18 protein-coding genes are annotated in these 19,179 nt (G+C 54.4%); 9 read left to right on the top strand and 9 right to left on the bottom strand.

What is annotated here, in order from left to right; genetic code table 11:
• Positions 1–201 precede the first annotated feature (201 nt).
• Together HED22_RS09445 and HED22_RS09440 are read left to right on the top strand one after the other, a co-directional pair.
• Entirely contained in the window at positions 202–1,125 is a 924-nt protein-coding gene (locus tag HED22_RS09445; RefSeq protein ID WP_167721511.1) for a hypothetical protein, read from the top strand.
• Between the two features lie 102 nt (positions 1,126–1,227).
• On the top strand, positions 1,228–2,274 hold the full coding sequence (locus tag HED22_RS09440) for a patatin-like phospholipase family protein (RefSeq protein ID WP_167721508.1): 1,047 nt from the start codon (positions 1,228–1,230) through the stop codon (positions 2,272–2,274).
• Between the two features lie 3 nt (positions 2,275–2,277).
• On the opposite strand, the gene HED22_RS09435 is transcribed toward HED22_RS09440, so the two are convergent.
• Complete coding sequence (locus tag HED22_RS09435; protein ID WP_167721506.1) at positions 2,278–2,877, bottom strand: TetR/AcrR family transcriptional regulator; 600 nt, start codon at positions 2,875–2,877, stop codon at positions 2,278–2,280.
• 179 nt (positions 2,878–3,056) lie between these two features.
• On the opposite strand from HED22_RS09435, the gene HED22_RS09430 reads away from it, so the two are divergent.
• The 4 genes from HED22_RS09430 (at position 3,057) to HED22_RS09415 (ending at position 6,518) form a co-directional block, all read left to right on the top strand.
• Positions 3,057–4,025 carry an alpha/beta fold hydrolase gene (locus tag HED22_RS09430; RefSeq protein WP_167721504.1) on the top strand — a complete coding sequence of 323 codons (969 nt, stop codon included), beginning with the start codon at positions 3,057–3,059 and terminating at the stop codon, positions 4,023–4,025.
• A 118-nt stretch (positions 4,026–4,143) separates the two neighbouring features.
• Positions 4,144–4,698, top strand: coding sequence for a sugar O-acetyltransferase (locus tag HED22_RS09425; RefSeq protein WP_167721502.1), 555 nt, complete (start codon positions 4,144–4,146; stop codon positions 4,696–4,698).
• 171 nt (positions 4,699–4,869) lie between these two features.
• On the top strand, positions 4,870–5,358 hold the full coding sequence (locus HED22_RS09420; protein ID WP_167721500.1) for a cysteine hydrolase family protein: 489 nt from the start codon (positions 4,870–4,872) through the stop codon (positions 5,356–5,358).
• The gene (locus HED22_RS09415; RefSeq protein WP_167721498.1) at positions 5,355–6,518 is read left to right on the top strand and encodes a hypothetical protein; all 1,164 of its coding nucleotides are present in this window, start codon (positions 5,355–5,357) and stop codon (positions 6,516–6,518) included. Before HED22_RS09420 ends, HED22_RS09415 begins: the two co-directional genes overlap by 4 nt.
• A gap of 77 nt (positions 6,519–6,595) precedes the next feature.
• On the opposite strand, the gene HED22_RS09410 is transcribed toward HED22_RS09415, so the two are convergent.
• Positions 6,596–7,129 (bottom strand): cytochrome b/b6 domain-containing protein, encoded by a 534-nt coding sequence (locus HED22_RS09410; RefSeq protein WP_167721496.1) that lies wholly within the window; start codon positions 7,127–7,129, stop codon positions 6,596–6,598.
• Positions 7,130–7,533: 404 nt separating this feature from the next.
• A complete protein-coding gene (locus HED22_RS09405; RefSeq protein WP_167721494.1) occupies positions 7,534–7,836 on the bottom strand; it encodes a PepSY domain-containing protein in 303 nt (100 codons plus the stop codon).
• A gap of 161 nt (positions 7,837–7,997) precedes the next feature.
• Between HED22_RS09405 and HED22_RS09400 the strand changes: the two genes are divergently transcribed.
• Both HED22_RS09400 and HED22_RS09395 read left to right on the top strand, forming a co-directional pair.
• On the top strand, positions 7,998–8,657 hold the full coding sequence (locus tag HED22_RS09400; protein ID WP_167721491.1) for a response regulator transcription factor: 660 nt from the start codon (positions 7,998–8,000) through the stop codon (positions 8,655–8,657).
• An 8-nt stretch (positions 8,658–8,665) separates the two neighbouring features.
• Entirely contained in the window at positions 8,666–10,096 is a 1,431-nt protein-coding gene (locus HED22_RS09395) for an ATP-binding protein (RefSeq protein WP_167721489.1), read from the top strand.
• Between the two features lie 11 nt (positions 10,097–10,107).
• Here the strand turns inward: HED22_RS09395 and HED22_RS09390 are convergent, their stop codons facing one another.
• From HED22_RS09390 to HED22_RS09370, 5 genes are all read right to left on the bottom strand, one after another.
• Positions 10,108–13,251: a type I restriction endonuclease subunit R gene (locus tag HED22_RS09390; protein ID WP_167721487.1), complete on the bottom strand. Its 3,144-nt coding sequence runs from the start codon at positions 13,249–13,251 to the stop codon at positions 10,108–10,110.
• The gene (locus HED22_RS09385; RefSeq protein ID WP_167721485.1) at positions 13,251–14,021 is read right to left on the bottom strand and encodes an abortive infection family protein; all 771 of its coding nucleotides are present in this window, start codon (positions 14,019–14,021) and stop codon (positions 13,251–13,253) included. The genes HED22_RS09390 and HED22_RS09385 overlap by 1 nt, the downstream gene beginning before the upstream one ends.
• Positions 14,018–15,319, bottom strand: a complete 1,302-nt coding sequence (locus HED22_RS09380) for a restriction endonuclease subunit S (protein WP_167721483.1) — start codon at positions 15,317–15,319, stop codon at positions 14,018–14,020. Before HED22_RS09380 ends, HED22_RS09385 begins: the two co-directional genes overlap by 4 nt.
• Complete coding sequence (locus HED22_RS09375) at positions 15,316–16,848, bottom strand: class I SAM-dependent DNA methyltransferase (RefSeq protein WP_167721481.1); 1,533 nt, start codon at positions 16,846–16,848, stop codon at positions 15,316–15,318. Before HED22_RS09375 ends, HED22_RS09380 begins: the two co-directional genes overlap by 4 nt.
• 273 nt (positions 16,849–17,121) lie before the next feature.
• Positions 17,122–18,312: an FAD-dependent oxidoreductase gene (locus HED22_RS09370; protein WP_167721479.1), complete on the bottom strand. Its 1,191-nt coding sequence runs from the start codon at positions 18,310–18,312 to the stop codon at positions 17,122–17,124.
• A 251-nt stretch (positions 18,313–18,563) separates the two neighbouring features.
• Here HED22_RS09370 and HED22_RS09365 point away from each other — a divergent pair, with 251 nt between their 5' ends.
• The gene (locus HED22_RS09365; protein ID WP_167721477.1) at positions 18,564–18,890 is read left to right on the top strand and encodes a multidrug efflux SMR transporter; all 327 of its coding nucleotides are present in this window, start codon (positions 18,564–18,566) and stop codon (positions 18,888–18,890) included.
• A gap of 5 nt (positions 18,891–18,895) precedes the next feature.
• Here HED22_RS09365 and HED22_RS09360 read toward each other — a convergent pair.
• Positions 18,896–19,179 (bottom strand): hypothetical protein (locus HED22_RS09360; protein ID WP_217701877.1); only part of this gene is annotated, 284 nt, incomplete at its 5' end.

Here is a 19,179-nt window from a genome sequence, read left to right as displayed (position 1 = left end):
TCTTTGCAATAGTGATGAAAGTACAATTTTCTAAGCAGGACCTTCCGGCTAGTTTGACGTGGTATTGAGCGGTTTTTTGCCTTCTGCGCGACCCACTGCCATGATCACCATTGATTGGTGTGAGGTCATGGTTGTTCAATCAATGATGTAAATCTGATATAACGTCACCCTGCCTTTGGGAAGGTTTCGGGGGGACTTGAGATGTTTGAACATCCGGTGATTGATGTCGCGTTGGGGCTGATCTTTTTCTATGTGACTTTGAGTTTGGTGGCGTCGGCGGCGCAGGAGTGGGTTGCGAGTTTCTTTGGCTTGCGGTCAACCAATCTTGAGGAAGGTATCAAGCGGCTGGTGGGCGACAAGTACGCCAAGGCGGTATATGCCCACCCTTTGATCAAAAACCTGTCGCGCAAGGACAAACTGCCGTCCTATATCGCCCCTGAAACATTGAGCACCGTGGTGCTTGAAGTTCTGGCAAAGAATGAAGACGGAAAATCCTTTGTTTCCCTTAAGGCCGACGAAGTCCGCGATCTGATTGCCAAGCTGCCGCAAGGGGCGGGGGGCGATGTTGCGGACAAGAAGGATGATGACGATCTTGCTGCCGTTTTGACGGCGTTGGTAACCGACGGGGAGAAGGCGGCCATTGAATTACAGGAAAATCTGGCCAGCTGGTTTGATGAGGGGATGACCCGGATTTCGGGTTGGTACAAGCGCAAGGTCAAAGCGATCATCTTTGGTATTTCGGCCGTCGTGGTGATCTTGACCAATGCCAGTACCATCCATGTTGCCGAAGAACTTTGGACCAATGAGGCGCTGCGGACCGAGATTGCCGCGCAGGCGACGGTTGCCGCGGGCAAGGAAGGTGTAACGGAACTTGAAGGTACCAATCTCGACAGTTTGAAATCGTTTCCGATTGGCTGGAAAGAGCCGAGCTTTTCGGCAAACATTGCGGCGTTTTTCACGGGTGCGGAATGGTTTAAGTCCATCATCGGCTGGCTGATCACGATTGCGGCGATGAGTTTAGGTGCGCCGTTCTGGTTTGATTTGCTGGGCAAGGTTGCCAACCTCAAGGGCACCGGCGGCAAAGCATCCGAGAAGCCGAAAAAGACGGAAGAAGGTTCGACCTGAAGAAGGGGGCTGATTTCCCGATTTATGATTTCATGACTGGCAGCGCGGGCCGTTTGCGACATATCATGGCGGGTACTTGATGACCCTGTCGCAGGAGATGGCATGAGCGATCACGCGAAGAAACCAGCGGGCTCCAACCGCAAGAACATCAATCTCGCCCTTCAGGGCGGGGGATCGCACGGGGCGTTTACCTGGGGTGTTCTGGACCGGTTGCTTGAGGATGAGGAAATCGAGCTTGAGGCGATTTCTGGGACCTCCGCCGGTGCAATGAATGCGGCTGTGGTGACGTCGGGCTTTGCCAGGGGCAAATATGACGGTGCGCGCGAGGATCTGGAGGCGTTCTGGTCGGCGGTATCAGAAGCCGCGCGGTTCAGCCCGCTGCAACGGTCCCCGATGGATGTCTTGTTTGGTAACTGGTCGCTTGGCAATTCGCCGATGTATCAGTGGCTGGATATGTCGGCCAAGCTGTTTTCGCCTTATGACCTGAACCCGGTGGGGGATAACCCGCTGGCGGGGCTTTTGGATGATGTGGTTGATTTTGATCTGTTAAACAAAAGCCCGACCAAGCTTTTCATCACCGCGACCAATGTTGAAACCGGGCAGGCACGGGTGTTCCGTAACCCCGATATCAGCCTTGATGTTTTGCTTGCCTCGGCCTGTTTGCCCAATATCTATAAGACCGTCGAGATTGATGGTGTGCCCTATTGGGACGGGGGATATTCCGGTAATCCCAGCCTTGGTCCGCTGGTGCGCGAATGTTCGGCCAATGACACGGTTCTGGTGCAGATCAATCCGGTGCAGCGGCCAGGCATCCCGAAAACCTCGCACGAGATTTCAAGTCGGCTCAACGAGATTTCGTTTAACAGCAGCCTTGTTAAGGAACTGCGCATGATGTCGGTGATCCGCAAGGACATGCCGCCCCATCAGTGCGAGGCCAGCAGTTGGGGCACCATGCGTATGCATCTGATTGCAAGTGACGTGATGCTGGAGCTTGATCACACATCGAAGATGAATGCGGAATGGGACTTCATGACCATGCTGCGTGACAAGGGGCGCGAGGCCGCGGGTCACTTCCTTGAGGCGCATCGCGGGGATATTGGCGAACGCCCGACGCTTGATCTGGAGCAGTTTGCGCCGGATTATGTCTGAGCGTTAATCCGCGCGCTTGCCATGACGCAGGCCATCAATCATCAGATCAACCATGCGATAGGTATGTTCCATGCCCTCTGTGTCGGCTGATTTGCTGCCTGCGCTGGCCAGATTGCCGATCGCGCGCAGCAGATCAAAGGCATCGATATCCGAGCGGGCTTCGCCGGCCTTTGCAGCGGCAGAAAGCAGGTTTTCAAGGGCGGGTTCAAAGTTGCTGCGGAAATAGTCGGGCAGGGCATCAAAGGCCGGGTCGCCCGAATGAAGGGCAGATGCCAATCCCTTTTTCGTCACGATAAACTGGCAATAGCGGCGGAGCCAGCGCGACAGGGCCTCGCCCGGTGGGTAGTCCGTGGCAAGTGTTTTGGCATCCGCCGCACAGGCATCGACTTCGCGCTTGAACACGGCAACGACCAGGTCGCTTCGTTTGGGAAAACGACGATACAGCGTGCCGACACCGACCCCGGCGGTTTTGGCAATCTTGCGCACCGGCGCATCAACGCCAGAGGTGGCAAAAACCGTCTTGGCGGCCTCAAGCACGGCGTCTTCATTGCGCGCCGCGTCGGCACGGATGCGTTTTTTTGTGCCGGTAATATCTTCCTGCATCTCTTTGTTTTTCCACAGTAAGTCAGAATTCTTGGGCGCGGACAGAGTCCGGGTGTTGAAAATCGCACTTGTTAAACGGAACAGTGTTCCGTATATGAATTGACAACAGGAACAATGTTCCGTTTGTTGATTTATAGGTGAAATCGGCGGTTTCGCCAAGCAAAACAAGGATGTTTGCCATGAATAATCTGATCACCAGTGCCCGTCATATTCCGCTTCGCGAGGCGGTTACGGCGATTTCGATCTGTCCGGTGATGTTGCCGGTGTCAGACCGTCCGCAACCGATTGAAATGCGGATTACCGCACCGGCGGCGGGGGATAACTTGCCGATCATCTTGCTGTCGCACGGGCATGGGCCGTCGCTTTATATTCCGTCGATGAACGGCTATGGCCCGCTGGCGCAGTTTTACGCAGAGCAGGGCTTTGTCGTGATCCAGCCAACGCATGGCAATTCGAAAGTTGCCGGGTTCGCGCCGGATGCGCCGGGCGCGCCTTTCTTCTGGCGGTCGCGCGTCGAGGATTTCAAAAACATCATTGATCATCTTTCTGAGATCGAAGCAGCCCAGCCGACCCTTGCCGGGCGTTTGGACCATGACCGGATTGCAGCTGTGGGGCATTCGCTTGGCGGGCAGACGGTGGGCATGTTACTGGGTGCGCGCCTGTCCGATACGGCCGATCTGGATGCGCAGGATGTCAATATGCAGGAGCCCAGGGTCAAGGTTGGTGTGTTGCTGGCAGCACCCGGCAATGGCGGCGATAGCCTCAGCGATCATGCGCGCGAAAACTATACGGTACTCAATCCCGATTTTTCCCATATGACGACGCGCACCCTTGTGGTGGCGGGGGATGCGGACAACAACCCGCACCTGACCACACGCGGGGCGGCATGGCATACCGACCCGTTCCATTGCAGCCCGGGTTCTGACTTTTTGCTGACGCTGAAAGGCGGCAAGCACGGGCTTGGCGGGGTTGCCGGTTATGATGCCAAGGAAACCGATGACGAAGATCCTGATCGCCTTGCCGTGACCCAGCGCATGAGTGCGGCCTATCTGCGCAGTGCGCTTGATGAGGATGATCTGGTGTGGACAAGGGCCTGTGATGCATTGGCAACCCATGGTGCGGATCTGGCGCATGTGACGGGAAAATAAAGTAGATACAGGACAGGTCTTGTGCGGGACAGGGTGGTCAGTGGCAGGCGGTGCAGATTGCAGTTACCGCCAATCCGGCGTAACGTGTTGTCCGTTCCCAACAACGTCCCTGAACATCATGTCCCACTCCGAACTTGAAAAAATGCAGGCCGGTGAATGGTATTCCTGCCTTGATCCGGAAATCAGCATCTTGCGCCATCGTGCGCTTGAGGCCTGTCATGAGCACAGCGTGCTCTATCCGGCTGAGCGCGGCAATATCGGGCCGAAGTTGCGGGCGTTGTTTGCAAAGTGTGCTGATGACGTTCGGATCGAGGCGCGGTTTCATTGTGCCTATGGCATCAACATTCATTTGGCCGAGGACGTGTTTTTGAATGTCGGCTGCGTGATCCTTGATACAGCACCCGTGAAGATCGGGCGGCATTCGATGCTGGGCCCGAATGTGCAGATCTATTGCGCCGATCATCACCGCGATCCGGAGCTGCGCAAGCAGCACCTTGAAATCGCCAGACCCGTGACGATTGGCGAGAATGTCTGGATCGGTGGCGGGGCGATCATCCTGCCCGGGATCAGTATTGGCGATGACGCGATCATTGGCGCCGGGGCTGTGGTGACGCGTGATGTTGCGGCAGGGGCCACGGTTGTCGGCAACCCGGCCAAGCCTGTTGCGCGATAAGAACGGGTTTTCCTGAGCCCCCTGCGCCCACCTTTCCACCTGCGACGTTAAAATCGAAAGCAGATGCATTAGCTGTTTGATGCGAAAAATCTCAGCTTCTGTGGTTGCCTAACTGTTTGATCGCACGATATCTTGAGGACCAGAATAACTATTTCCAAGATTGAGGTGACGATGTCCAACCCTGCTCTTCTGGTCGTTGACGTACAGAATGGCTTTGTAAACGATGACACAAAACACATCGTCCCGGATGTACAGGACCTGATTGGTCAGTACGACAACTTATATGCGACCCGGTTTATCAATGCTGGGGAAGAATCTCCGTATGTTAGATTTATGGGGTGGACCCGGTTTTTGCCGGGCTCAGACGATATACAGCTTGCTGTGAAAGTGCCTGAGAACTGTGTAGTCATTGATAAGTACGTTTACACCTGTGTTGATGAGAGTTTTCTGCGCTCTCTCAAAGAGCGGGGTATCGATGAGGTTCATATTTGTGGAATCGACACCGATATTTGCGTCACCAAATGCGCAGTAGATTTATTTGAGCATGGTATCAGGCCGGTCGTGCTATCGCGTTATTGCGCAAGTCATGGTGGCCAAGAATTGCACGATGCTGCGCTGAAGATATTGAAACGTTACATCGGCAAGGACCAGATCAAGTGATTGTTGAATGTGTCACTGTTGTACCCGTCGAATTCTTTCGTAAGCTTACGAAAATTGGTGTTCTCGACAAAGTCGAGAACAAGTGGGTGGCAACGGATGATGCATTCTACACAAAGGCCTTCGCCAAGATCATTGGCAGCCAAAGTAAGATGTTTGAGTGTCCCAAAGAAGGGCATGACATAACGGTTGTCCTTGGAGAAACAAGTGCGTGTTTCGTTCTTCGCAAGCGGTTTGATCTGGCAGTCCTTAGCGAGGTCGATATTGTCAAGATTCTCGAATACCGCTATGACGTCAACAATGCTGTCACTAGCAAAGATAAAGATATCAACCCTCTATGCGATGTCCTTTCTGAACTTCTTCCGGAAGATGGGTATCGGAAATATTCTTGGCCGAGCTACGCTTTCAGTTATTGGGTCGCGTCGACTGACATGCTCGACATACCTGAGGATGTGACGCGGAAACTGAAAGTTCTGTCCGAACCGTCTGTTGTTGAAGCTGATGATGTTTCAATGGAAAGGGCCTCGGAAAAAGAGGTTTTTGCCATGGAGGACATCGAACAGAAATTCTTTGACGATATTGTTGATTGCGATGTTTCGAGAAGGAGCGAAGTCTATGTGACTTGGGCATCTATCGGTTGTCTTGTGCGTGGCGGGGCACAGGACTTTGCTGAAATAGACAGCATGCTTTGCTGTCTTGAGGTCAGACTGCAGATGATCTGGAACAAGTGTTACGCAATCCGTCGGCTTGTCGAGGATGTGTTCCGGGAAAAGTTCGTCATCGAAGACCTAGATAGTTTTATGTTCCTTCTGTCGCGTACAGTTGAGGGCGGTTATTCGGTGATGTCGTCAACCATTTCGACCCGTGGGAACAAAATTCTCAAAGAGATGATCCGAACAAGCCAACTCGAAGAAGAGATCGAAAAACTCAATCGAAAATTCAATTTGATGGAGCGCTATGTCACGGCCAAGGAAAAGAAACGTACCCGCAACTATGAACGGGCAATTGAGCTATTTCTTTTTGTGATGGCGGCCGTTTCGATCATTGATTTTCTGTTTGGTATTCCGATCCTTAGCATAGAAGAAGAGCAGCGATTGTGGCTGTCATCCTTAACGATGGCGGGGCTGGCCATTTTGGGTATTTTCTTAGTTGTTCGAAAATAGCTTTTGACAAAAAAGAGGCAACCGGCCAGGGGTGGACGCGGTTGCCTTGAGGTGGTTGGGACAAAAGAGTTTTCGGGTCAGGAGATATCGTCTGTTGCCGGGCGGCGTTTGCGGCCGGTGACCATGGAGCGCACTAGGTTTTCATGATGGCGCACGCTGGCAAGGATCACGCCACCGATGTGCAGAAGGACTAGGAACAGCAGGCCGTTTGCCAGCGCCTCGTGGGTTTCTTCCACCCATTCGGATCCCCAGAACATATTGGTGGTGTACATCCAGCCGGTCAGTGCACAGCCGCCCATGGCGAGTATCAGGGCAATGATCATTGCCGCACCGGCCGGGTTGTGACCGAGATAGCGGCGTTCGCTGCCAGACAGGATATCGCGCAGATATTGCAAGGTTGCCGACGGGCTTTTGATGAATTGGGTAAAGCGGGCATAGCGGGTGCCGATCAGGCCCCAGACAAGGCGTAAGCCAATCAGGGCACCTGCGGCGTAGCCCGCCCATTCATGCAGGTTGTCCCATTCATCGGCGGTGATCCAGGCGATGACGAAACTTGCCGCCAGTCCCCAATGAAACAGGCGGACAAACGGGTCCCAGACTTTGACAGACATGATGCGTGCTCCTGATGGTGCGGGATATTCGTGTTAACGGGTTCGGCGAGGCGGCCTGACCGGGTGGCGTGCATACAGGCAGGCATGCACGCGTCGGGGACAGAGTTAGAGCACGTCGCGTTTAATCTGTATCATTCTGTTTGTTTTTGGCGAGCCGTTTGGCAAGGCACAGCGTGCAGAGCGATGCGAGGCATCGGTCAAGCGGTGTAACGCCGCGAAACGTCGCCAAAATCAAACCCTTCGGGCCGGGACAGCCTTCCGCCCCACAGCGTCAAGATCCTTGACCGTAGCCCGGCTACGCTCTGCGGTTCTTTCCTTGCGCTACAGAAGGCTGTCTCCGGCAAAATGGTGCAGATTAAACGCGACGTGCTCTAGGGTCAGGCCGCACTCAACCGACAGAAAGATCAGTCGTCTTCCTTGACGAGCTCGAAGGTGGCCGGGTTGAAATAGGCTTCGACCTTTTTGCCATCGGCCTTGATGGCATAGACTTCGTAGCAGCCGTCATCTTCCTTGATCTTGCGGACATCCCAGCCATCGGCCGCGAGTTTTTCCTTAAGCGCGTCCATGCTCTGCCATTCGGATTTCGGGGCGTTGCAGTAGTCGTCACTGGCCTGTGCGGCGTTCGTGGTCATGCCAAGGGAGGCGGTCGCCAGCAAGGTGGTGGCAAAGATGCCAAAGACAGCTTTCTTCAAAACAGTGTTTTTCACGGCTCGGATCCTTCATAAGATAGGGGTAATTTCGTGATCGGCCCGAACTATGACGTTGTTTCCTGACAACAAACTGAAACGGATTTCGATTGCGTTCAGCTTGGTGTCAGGAAGCGTGATTAGGCAGATCCGATTGTGCGGAGCATCGGGATGAGGTTGGGGTGCGTATTCTTCTGGTCGAAGATGAATTGATGCTGGCAGACGCGGTGCGCGATCATTTGCAGGCAAGTGGCGAGGCGGTGGATCACAGTGCGAGCGTGGTCGATGCCGAGATCATGCTGCGCGGCACCAACTATGATGTGTTGTTGCTCGATCTGAACCTGCCAGATGGCAAGGGGCTTGATCTGCTGCGTGATTTGCGCCGCAGTGGATCGGCGACACCGTGCATTATCCTGACCGCGCAGGATCAGATTTCGGACCGGATCGAGGGGCTTAATGCCGGGGCGGATGATTATCTGGTCAAGCCGTTTGACCTTAATGAGCTTTCGGCCCGCCTGGCGGCGGTGTCACGGCGTTATAGCGGCAATCCCAATCCGTTTGTGGAACTTGATGGCGGGGTCGAGGTTGACCTTGCCGGGCGGTCCGTTTTGCGCGATGGGGCGCAGATTGACCTGACATCGCGGGAGTGGGCGCTGTTTGATCAGATGGTCAAACGGCCGGGCCAGACCTTGTCCAAACGCCAGCTTGAAGAAGCGCTGTATGAATTTGGCGCGGAGATCGAAAGCAATACGGTTGAGGTCTATGTCAGCCGCCTTCGGCGCAAGCTTGGCAAAGAGGTGATCAAGACCGTGCGTGGTGTCGGCTATCGGGTTGAGGGATGAGTAAATCCATGCGCCAAAACAGTAATCAAAGTCTGCAATCCATCCTGACCCGGCGCCTGACACTGACTGTCGGTATATTCTGGCTGGCGGGATCTGTTCTGGCGGCGTTCAGCATGTATCACGAAATGCAGGAAGCCTTTGACAACAGCCTTGTCACCACGGCCTATCGCTATGCGCCGCTGATTGATGATTACCTTGACGGACATCTGGGGGGGAGCGCGGATGAAATCCTGCCAAGCCCGGCCAAGGGCGAAATCCGGACCGAGGATCACGGCGATGGCGACGGGGATGAGGATATCGGCGAAGACTACCTGATGTATCATGTGCGTGATGGCGACGGGCGGCTTTTGCTGCGGTCCTATAACGCGCAGGAACATCCGTTTTCAGCGCCGCTGGTCGAGGGATTTTACAACGAGGAAGATCTGCGCATCTATACCGCCATGCTGTATGGCGGGGAGCAGGTTATTCAGGTGGCAGAGCCGCTTGAACATCGGCGCGAGGCGCTTTTTGAAAGCGTGATGGCACAGTTCCTGCCAATTGCGCTTCTGATCCCGGCGGTGATTATCGGCGTGATCTTTGCCCTCAAACGCGGGCTTAACCCGGTGCGACGTGTGCGCGATGCCATCGAGGAACGCGGCGATGGCAATCTCGAACCGATTGAACAGGGCGAAGCGCCCGAGGAAATCAGCACCATCATCACTGCCGTCAACCGGTTGATGGAAAAGCTGGGGGCGGCCTTAAGTGCCGAGCGGATCTTTACCGCGCACAGTGCGCATGAACTCCGCACCCCGATCGCCGCCGCCCTTGCCCAGACGCAACGGCTGGTCGAGGAACTGCCCGAAGGCCATGAAAGCCGCAAGCGCGCCATTCAGTGTGAAGAGGCGCTTAAACGTTTGTCGCGGTTGGCGGAGAAGCTTTTGCAATTGGCGCGCGCGGAATCCAGCGGCGGCTTTAGCCCGACGGGCCATAATCAGCCGCTTGGTCCGACCTTGCAGCTTGTGATCGAGGATTTGAAACGCGCCGGGCTTGGTCTTGGCGGTGAGGCGGATGGTGTCGAAGAAGGTGCCGATATCCGCTTTGATGCCGACAATCTGGCGACATTATCAGCCAATATCGATCTGGATGCCTTTGCGATCTGCATGCGCAACCTGATCGAAAATGCCCTGAAATATGGCAGCGATGACAGTCCGGTCGAGATTGCCGTGCTTGAAGGGCATATCGTGCAGGTGTCAAACGGCGGGGCACCCGTCAGCCCGGAAGACCTCGGCCAACTGACCACCCGGTTCAAACGATCAAGCAACAAGGCCGATGGATCGGGACTTGGCCTTGCGATTGTCGAAGCGATTGCGGCCAACACCAAATCAGAGCTTAAACTCTATTCCCCGCGTCCGGGCCATTCGGACGGGTTCATGGCCGAGCTTTGTCTGCATCAGAGTTAAGCGCAAAACGCCTAGGCACTCCATTGCTTTGAAAGTGTCTCCGCCTGTTGCAATACGGTTTGAACAGCCTGATCTTGCAGATCCGGCGGGAAGCCATATTTGCGCAAGGTGCGTTTGACCAGAACGCGCATTTTGGCACGTGCGCTGTCGCGATGTTGCCAATCTACTGTCACATTGGCCTTTAGGCTTGTGAGAAGTTCGTGTGCGATGACTTTAAGGGCCTCATTGCCCATAACATCGACGGCACTCGCATTTTCAGCAAGTGCATCATAGAACGCCACTTCTTCATCAGAAAGTCCCTGTTCCTCGCCGCGTTTATGGGCCTCGCGGATTTCGCGGGCAATTTCGATCAGTTCCTGCAAAACCTCGACCGTGCTGATCGCGTTCATATGATAGCGCATCATCGCCTGTTCGAGACGTTCGGAGAACTTCTTGCTTTCGGTCACATTTGATTGGCTGCGCGAACGGATTTCATCATTGAGAAGCTTTTTAAGGGCTTCGAGCGCAAGGTTCTTTTTTTCCATCTCCTTGATTTCGGCAAGGAAATCATCAGACAAGATAGAGATATCAGGGGATTCAAGCCCCGCCGCGCCAAGGATATCGACGATTTCGGTGGACACAACCGAACGATCAATAAGCTGTTGAACAGCGAATTGTTTTTCGGATGCCGACATGCCGTTTTTGTCATTTGATTTCACAAGCGCAATACGCACCGCTTGGAAAAAGCCGACATCATCGCGAATGGCGCGGGCCTCGTCACTGGCCCCGGCAAGGGCAAAGGCCTTGGATAGGGCCAGAACCGCGTCCTGATAACGGCGATGAGCGCGTTTTTTATCAAGCTCGGTTTTCTGGGTAGCGGCGTCTTTCTGTTGCAGGTCCAATACCCATTCAATCGCGCCCGCCATCACGGCCAAGCGTTCCTGCCCGGTGCCGGTAATGCCGCGCTTGTAATCAAACCCGTCGAACATCGCACAAACCACATCGTATTTTTCCTGCATGACGGCGACGGCTTCGGCCTCGTCAATGCCGGTATTTTCGCGGTCCTCGGGGGAATATTGACCCAGCGCGTTCTTAAGGTTCTGGGCAATGCCAATATAATCGACAATCAACCCCGCCGGTTTGTCGGCAAATACGCGGTTCACGCGCGCGATTGCCTGCATCAATCCGTGGCCGCGCATGGGTTTGTCGATATACATTGTGTGCATGGAGGGTGCATCAAAACCGGTCAGCCACATATCCCGCACAATCACTAGTTTTAGCGAATCTTTCGGGTCTTTGGCTCGGGCTGCAAGGGTATCACGGCGTTTCTTGTTGCCAATATGGGGTTGCCATTCCTGCGGATCGGATGCCGAGCCGGTCATGATCACCTTGATCACGCCTGCCATATCATCGTCGGAATGCCAGTCGGGACGGCGCGCGATGATGGCGTCATAAAGGGCAACGCAAATTCGACGGCTCATGGCGACAATCATTGCCTTGCCATCCATGGATGCCACCCTGCTTTCGAAATGATCGATCATGTCATCGGCGAGCATGGCAATGCGCTTTTCCGCACCGACCAATGCCTCGACCTTGGACCATTTCTGCTTGAGACGTTCCTGTACAGGCTCTTCGTCGTCTTCGGTCAGGTCTTCGATTTCGGCATCAATGATTGGCTTTTCGTCTTCGGGAATGTCGATCCGTGCCAGTCGGCTTTCGTAGTAGATCGGAACGGTTGCGCCGTCTTCAACCGCACGGCTGATATCGTAAATGTCGATATAGTCGCCAAAGATTGCCGGGGTATTGACATCAACCTTTTCAATCGGTGTCCCGGTAAAGCCGATAAAGGACGCATTAGGCAAGGCATCGCGCATATATTTGGCAAAGCCATAGGCAATATCGCCTGTTTTCTGAGCGACACGCGCTTTGAACCCATACTGGCTTCGGTGGGCCTCATCCGCAATCACAATCACGTTGCGCCGGTCAGTTAAAACCGGATATTCCCGTTCGCCATCAGGCGGCGAGAATTTCTGAATGGTGGTGAAAATCACGCCGCCCGAGGCGCGGATAAGCTGCCTTTGCAGATCATCTCTGCTTTCGACCTGCACCGGAGTTTGGCGGATCAGATCGCGGCATTTGGCAAAGGTGCCAAACAACTGCTCATCCAGATCATTGCGGTCGGTAATAACAATGATGGTCGGGTTTTCCATCACATCGGACCGCCGCACCAGAAGCCCAGTATAAAACGCCATCAGAAGGCTTTTGCCAGATCCTTGCGTGTGCCAGATTACGCCCGCCTTACGGTCGCCATCTTGGGCAGTTGCCGAAACTGTGCTTTCAAGTGCATGCAAAACAGCATGATATTGATGATAGCCTGCAATGATTTTGGTAATGCCATCATCGGTTTGGGAAAATACCGTAAAATCTCGGATCAAATCCAGAAAACGGCGCTTTTCAAAGACCCCCTCGATCAGAACCGACATTTCGGGGCTGCCCTTGGGGACAACGGACCGCCCATTGATTGTGCGCCAGGGCATGAAACGTTCTTCATTGGCCGTCAGCGATCCGATACGCGCCATCACCCCGTCAGACGTCACCAGAACCGCATTGGTCCGAAACAGGGATGATATCTGGGTTTTATAGGTCTGAAGCTGATTAAATGCGCTGGTCAGATCGGCAGTTTCCGTTCCCGGATTTTTAAGTTCAATCACACCGACCGGCATACCATTGATAAATACCACGACATCGGGGCGGCGGTTATAGCCGTTTTCAATCACCGTGAACTGATCCATTACCAGCCAGTCATTGGCATCGGGATCGTCAAAATCAATCAGACGCACCTTGTCACCGCGAATGGTGCCGTCCTCGGCGTAGAATTCCACGTCGACGCCCTCGACCATGGCGCGGTGCAGGCGGCGGTTCTCCTCGATCAGGGAGGGCTTCTCCGCCGCGATCACCTTCTTCAGCGCATCATAGCGGGCTTCCGACGGGATGTGCGGGTTCAATCGGTCCACTGCTGCTTCCAGGCGGCCCATCAACACCGCGTCGGAATAGGCCTCCCGCTCCGGGGCTGATCCGTCAGGCCCAGCAATTGTGTCCGCCAATCGTGTGTAGCCAAGACCTCCCAGTTGGTCGAGCAGCATGGCCTCGACATCGGCTTCGGAGATGAACGCCATTATGTAGCCTCCTCGTCATCGGATGTTGGTAAGGCGGCTGCCTCTTTGCAGGCATTCAGGGCTTGCTTGTAGGCCTCCCGGTCGACGCCGAACAGAAGTCGGGATGGTTCGATGGTCAAAGGGATCTCGTCGTCGTTTGGCAAAAGGACTCGGACCTGGAGATATCCGTCTTCGTCTTCGTCTTCCTCGTTCCCGGCCACTAGGGCGGCGTGCCTATCGATAACGGCATTTGAAGAGCGGAACCGGTCATAGGGCTCGAAAGTACGAACAGGGTCAGGTTCTCGTTCGAGATAGGCTTCGTGAAGGAACGTAACAATGGCATCAGCAGCGAGTAAAGCCGAGCGACGATGATGAGCGGAAAGCTTATTGCTTAAACCTTCCTTCCCATGACTGACAGTTCCGGCAATATCACGAAATTTGCCGAGTGCTTCCGTCAGATTGTAATGTTGAGAAATAACTTTGCTGAAAGGATCGTCGCGACGTTCAACAATGGCCATCAAGCGAAATGCCGCAGAAACCCAGTTATTGAAACTCGGATGCGCATGCCGAATTGGGCTGTCAGGCCACTTGGCAATCGGGTTTAACGGATCATCCAATTCCTGAATTAGTAATCGACACGCGCATTCCACAAAGCCCTTGGCTGCGTCGATGCAAGCGTCGTTTTCGTCGGCAAATTCGCGTTCCAACGTCTCAAACGTCTGCTGAAGCATCGGTGCATGAGACCAATGCGAGCAGAACGCCTTGATGCCGGGATACCAGTCAGCGGTCATCTGGCCTCCTGAACGGATTGCTCGGCGTCGGCAACGCGGATTTCACCAGTCATCAGTTTGGGCAGTAGGAAATCGCGAGTTTGGACGAGGGTTCGAGTTTCAGCGCGATTGGAGCAAATTCTTTTCAGCATTGGCTCCACAACAGATTGAAATTGCGAAAACAATTCCTCGTTGCCCACAATAACCTCCCGACGCATCAAACTCGGTGGAGAAACACGTTGGTGGCTTTTCGAGGTACCTGTCACCATAGACAAGAGTATTTCACGGAACCTCCTATCTAGGAACAGTGAGAACAGCAAGCCCCGACCGAAGCCTTCTTTTGCTGTGAAGGCCAAAAACTCCGTTGATGCAATTTGTCGATTTGTGTCTGTACCCTCAGTTAACCAAACACGGGGAATTTCAGGGTTTAGCTTTGATAGCAATACCGCTTCTGGGGGGACGATAGTTTTGTTGCTTTTGATCGTCGAACCATAATCCAAAGCTGGGCTTTGGGTTTTGTCAAAGGCAGGCAAGCTAAAATGTTCGAACAATTCGTCCGGGACTGCCGATGGCTTCAGAGTGCATTTATGATGTTCCGCTATTTGGCTCAATTGAAACCTTTTCCACCCCTTAGGTTTGCCTTCATCGTCGAGGCGATCCGGGAACATGTTCCAGATTTCCGGGGCAAGATACGGCAGACGCTCCTCCATCTTGGCCTTGGTCGGGCCGAAATCGACAAACCAGTCCTTGAACAAGGCACAGGCCAATGCTTCGAGTGTTTCGTTCATTCGGCGGTTTAGATCTATTTTGTCGTCTAGTGCGGCAAAAATAGCGGAAATATGATTCCTCTCCGAAATTGGAGGAAGAGCGATAGGCAGGCTTGCCAGATCACGAAGGTTCAATGTCGCTTGTACGGTCGTGTTCAGTCGCTCGTTTATATGAGCTTTAGCTGGGCCGCCTTTAAGTGATAGTCGGACCCAATAAGGCCCGATTTCCTCTTTAACGGGAATGACGGCTACAGCTCGTGCAACGTTCCAGCCTTTAAGATTCTCGTCAACAATTGCTGTTTGCCCAATCGTTCCGACAATGCTCATTATGAGTTCGCCGCCCCGCAAACGTGTGCGATCATAAGATGATTCAATACTTGATGATACGCGCAATGGTTTTTTCGTGTCGACAAGCTCACCTTTCAAGTCACTTACCCGAACGATAGGCACGCCATTCGGCGTGTGCTGGCCCGGTTGTACGATGCCGTAAGAGATTCCTCGCAACGGGTCGACTAGGTTTCCAAGTTCCTCAATGGGCCAATTGGTCTTCATTTACCAGTCACCATTGCCAGTTTCTTGCGGATAAGAACCGCCATTTCTTGTGACTCGTCTAACTGTTTCTCCAAAATCCCTGTGAGCTCCGCAAACCGCTCCTCAAACGAAATCCCGTCATCTTCTAGTTCTTCCGCACCAACATACCGCCCCGGCGTAAGAACGTGACCATGGGAGCGCACTTCCTCCAGACTGGCAGATTTGCAGAAACCTGGCACATCTTCATAATCGCGGCCTTCGCGCCAGCGGTGATAGGTTTCGGCGATTTTGGTGATGTCATCAGAGCTGAATTCACGCCGTGTGCGATCAACCATATGACCGAGCTCTCGGGCATTGATGAACAGGATTTCACCACTCCGGTCACGGAACCCGTGATTTTTCTTGTTTTTGGCCAAAAACCACAGGCAAGCGGGAATTTGGGTGGAATAGAACAATTGTCCGGGCAGGGCGATCATGCAGTCGATTACGTCGCCTTCGATCATCGCCTTACGAATCTCGCCCTCGCCAGATTGGCTGGAGGACATCGCCCCATTGGCGAGTACCACGCCCGCCGTGCCGTTGGGGGCGAGATGGTGATGGATATGTTGCAGCCAAGCAAAGTTGGCATTGCCAACCGGCGGGATGCCGAATTTCCAGCGGCCATCTTCGCGCAGTTTATCGCCGCCCCAGTCAGAAATGTTAAAGGGCGGGTTGGCAAGGATGTAATCAAAGCGTAGGTCGCGCAATTCGTCCTTGTGGAAGCTGCCTTCCGAATTCCAGCGGATATCGGCATCAATGCCCCGCACGGCCAGGTTCATCTTGGCCAGTCGCCAAGTGGTATAGTTGCTTTCCTGGCCATAGATGGCGATATCGCCAATCCTGCCTTCGTGGGCCTCGATAAATTTTTCGGATTGGACAAACATGCCGCCTGATCCGCAGCAGGGGTCATAGACGCGGCCTTTGTGGGGCTCCAACATTTCAACCATGGTGCGCACGACCGAGCGGGGGGTATAGAATTCACCGCCGCGTTTGCCTTCGGACCCGGCGAATTGGCCAAGGAAATATTCATAAACCCGGCCAAGGACATCGCGCGATTTGTCCTTGCCTTCGTGCAGGGTGATGCCGGAAATCAGGTCGATCAATTCACCCAGCATCACGGCATTTAGGCCGGGACGGGCATATTCCTTGGGCAATACGCCCTTGAGCGACGGGTTTTCCTTTTCAATCGCGATCATCGCAGCATCAATAAGCTTGCCGATGTCGGATTTTTTGGCATTGGCTTGCAGATGTGACCAGCGGCCAGCCTTGGGCACCCAAAAGACGTTTTCGGCAGCATATTCGTCGGGGTCCTCGGCACCGTCGGGATAGTCAGCCAAAAGTTCGGCGCGTTTGGCTTCGAAACTATCGGAAATGTGTTTAAGGAAAATCAGACCAAGGGCGACGTGTTTGTAATCGGATGGCTCCATATTGCCACGCAATTTGTCGGCGGTTTTAAAAAGGTCGGCTTCAAAGCCGAGATCGGAACCGTTGTTGCCGGATTGCTGTGCCATTGAGATCGCATGCCCTTGTTATCGTTTGTTTCTACGTTCTTCGATCCGTTGCCGTATGGGCAAAGAAAACGATTAACGCGTGCAAAATTTGTTGGACACGAAACTATCCGATGCACGCGCAGTGGGGCAACCGTGTTTCGGCTGGTGGTGATATTTTGGGTCGGTTTTGAGGCCACCTTTTGATGCGGGCGGCAGAACGTTGGTTTCCCGCCTGCTCGGGAATGACGGTTAGCAGAACGGGCAGCGTGTCGGCGGGCTGGTCGGGTGGTTGGCTTATTTGCCCACACCGACCTTGATTGCCAGTTTGCGCAAGGGACCGATGCGGTTAATGGCGGACAGGCCGACATAGCGCAAATCGCGCAGTGTTTGCGGTTCGAACATGGATGCGCGGTTGAGCAGGTCGATGCCACCGACGCGGGCGACGGTTTTGGGCAGTTGGCGGCGTTCGTAGGATTTCAGAAGCGGGGTCGCGCCGATATCCTCGTTATGCAATTTCGCCTTGGCCATCAGGTCGGCCAGGGTTTCGATGTCATGCAGGCTCATGTTTAAACCCTGCGCGCCAATTGGCGGGACGACATGGGCGGCCTCGGCAATGAGCGCCAGACGGGCGGCAATCAGGCGGTTGGGGACTTGCGAGATCATTGGCCAGACCGCACGCGGGCTTGCGACGGTGAGCGGGCCAAACAGGTTCATGGTGTCTTTGGTGATCTCGGCGGACAGGGCCTCGTCCGTCATGGCGTTCAGTTCATCGACGCGGGCAGACGGGACCATCCAGACCACGGACGAGCAGGGCTTGCCACCCAGATCAGGCATGGGGACAAGCGTCAGCGGCCCGCCGGTGCGGTGAATTTCGGTCGAGATGCTGTCGTGCGGGTTGTCATGGGTGACGACAAAGACCAGCGCGCTTTGATCATAGGCCCAGCGTTTATGTTTGATCCCGGCCATTTCGCGCAAAGACGAATTGCGACCATCCGCTGCGACCACCAGCTTGGCGCGCACGGTTTGGCCATCAGACAGCGTGACTTCGCCAAAGCGCGAGGTGCCCTTGAAGTCAGTGACGGTGGTTGAAAAGCGGAAATCGACATTATCAAGTTCGGCCAGACGCGCCATCAGGGCAACACGGGCGGCCTTGTTTGAGACATTCCAGCCAAAGAAACCGTTTTTGGTTTCCGCGCCATCAAAGTCAGCCGTTTCGCGCGGGGTGCGGGTTTCGCCACCCGCATCGACAATGCGCATGACGCGAAGTTCCGCACCGGTCGGTTTGATGGCATCCCAGACACCAGCCTTTTTAAGGGTCTCGATGCCCGGCTCAAGAAAGGCGGTGGTCCGCAAATCCGTGCCTTCGCCAATGTCGGCGGGGGCCGGGTCGACAATCACGATCTGATGGCCGTCTGCGGCAAAGCGTGCCGCGGCACTCATTCCGGCGATGCCGCCACCTGCAATCAGAATATCGGTTTCGATCATGACTGTTTATCCTGTTCCTTGGCCGGATATGGCACGCGCAACCGTGCGACTATCACCGGCAAATCATTGCGGGCAATGTGCCCTGTTGGATGACTATACGCAACGGTTTTGCCATCCGTTTTGATCCAGATTAGGGCACAGCGATTTTGTCACGCGGGAATGTGCGCAGGGACGGGGATTGCCCGATGCGGAAAATTGGGCCATTTTGGGTGCGCCTACCGCCACCACCCCTGACCATAAGGATCCCGACCATGCTCGCCTGGGTATTTCTGATTGTTGCGATCAGTCTTGAAGTGATCGGGACGATATCGCTGAAATTTTCCAATGGATTTACCGATTGGCGTTTCACGGTTCTAAGCCTTGGTGTCTATGGCCTGAGCTTCTGGTTCCTGTCGATGACGCTGCGCATCATTCCGGTCGGCACGGCCTATGCGGTCTGGGCCGGGCTCGGGACCGCGTCGGTTGCACTCATTGGCTGGCTGTTCCTGAAGGAGCCGATGACGGCGGTCAAGGCCGTTTTCCTTTTGATGATCATTGCAGGCGTTATCGGACTTAAGACCATCAGTACGGAAAGTTAACAGCGTTAACCTTGATCCATGAGTGCCGCGGCGCAAGCCTTGATGTCCTGTTCGATATTACGGTGCTTGGGGTCCCAACCCAGTTCACGCATGGCCTTGGCACTGATGAGATGTTGATGATGGCCAAGCCCGTCTGCCCAATCCCCATAACGGGCCATCGCGGTTTGTGGGCTGATGGTTTCAAACTGGCAGTCTTCAATGGCGAAGTGGCTCGCGATCAGCTTGGCAATGGCGGCGTTTGAAACACCGTTAATCGCAACCCCGAGATAGCTGGAGCCGGGTTTGGCAT

It is taken from the genome of Thalassospira sp. HF15, assembly GCF_011806525.1.
Taxonomy (GTDB): Bacteria; Pseudomonadota; Alphaproteobacteria; order Rhodospirillales; family Thalassospiraceae; genus Thalassospira.
The sequence above is the reverse complement of the archived record's forward strand: the minus strand, read 5'-3'. Positions and strand labels throughout refer to the sequence as shown.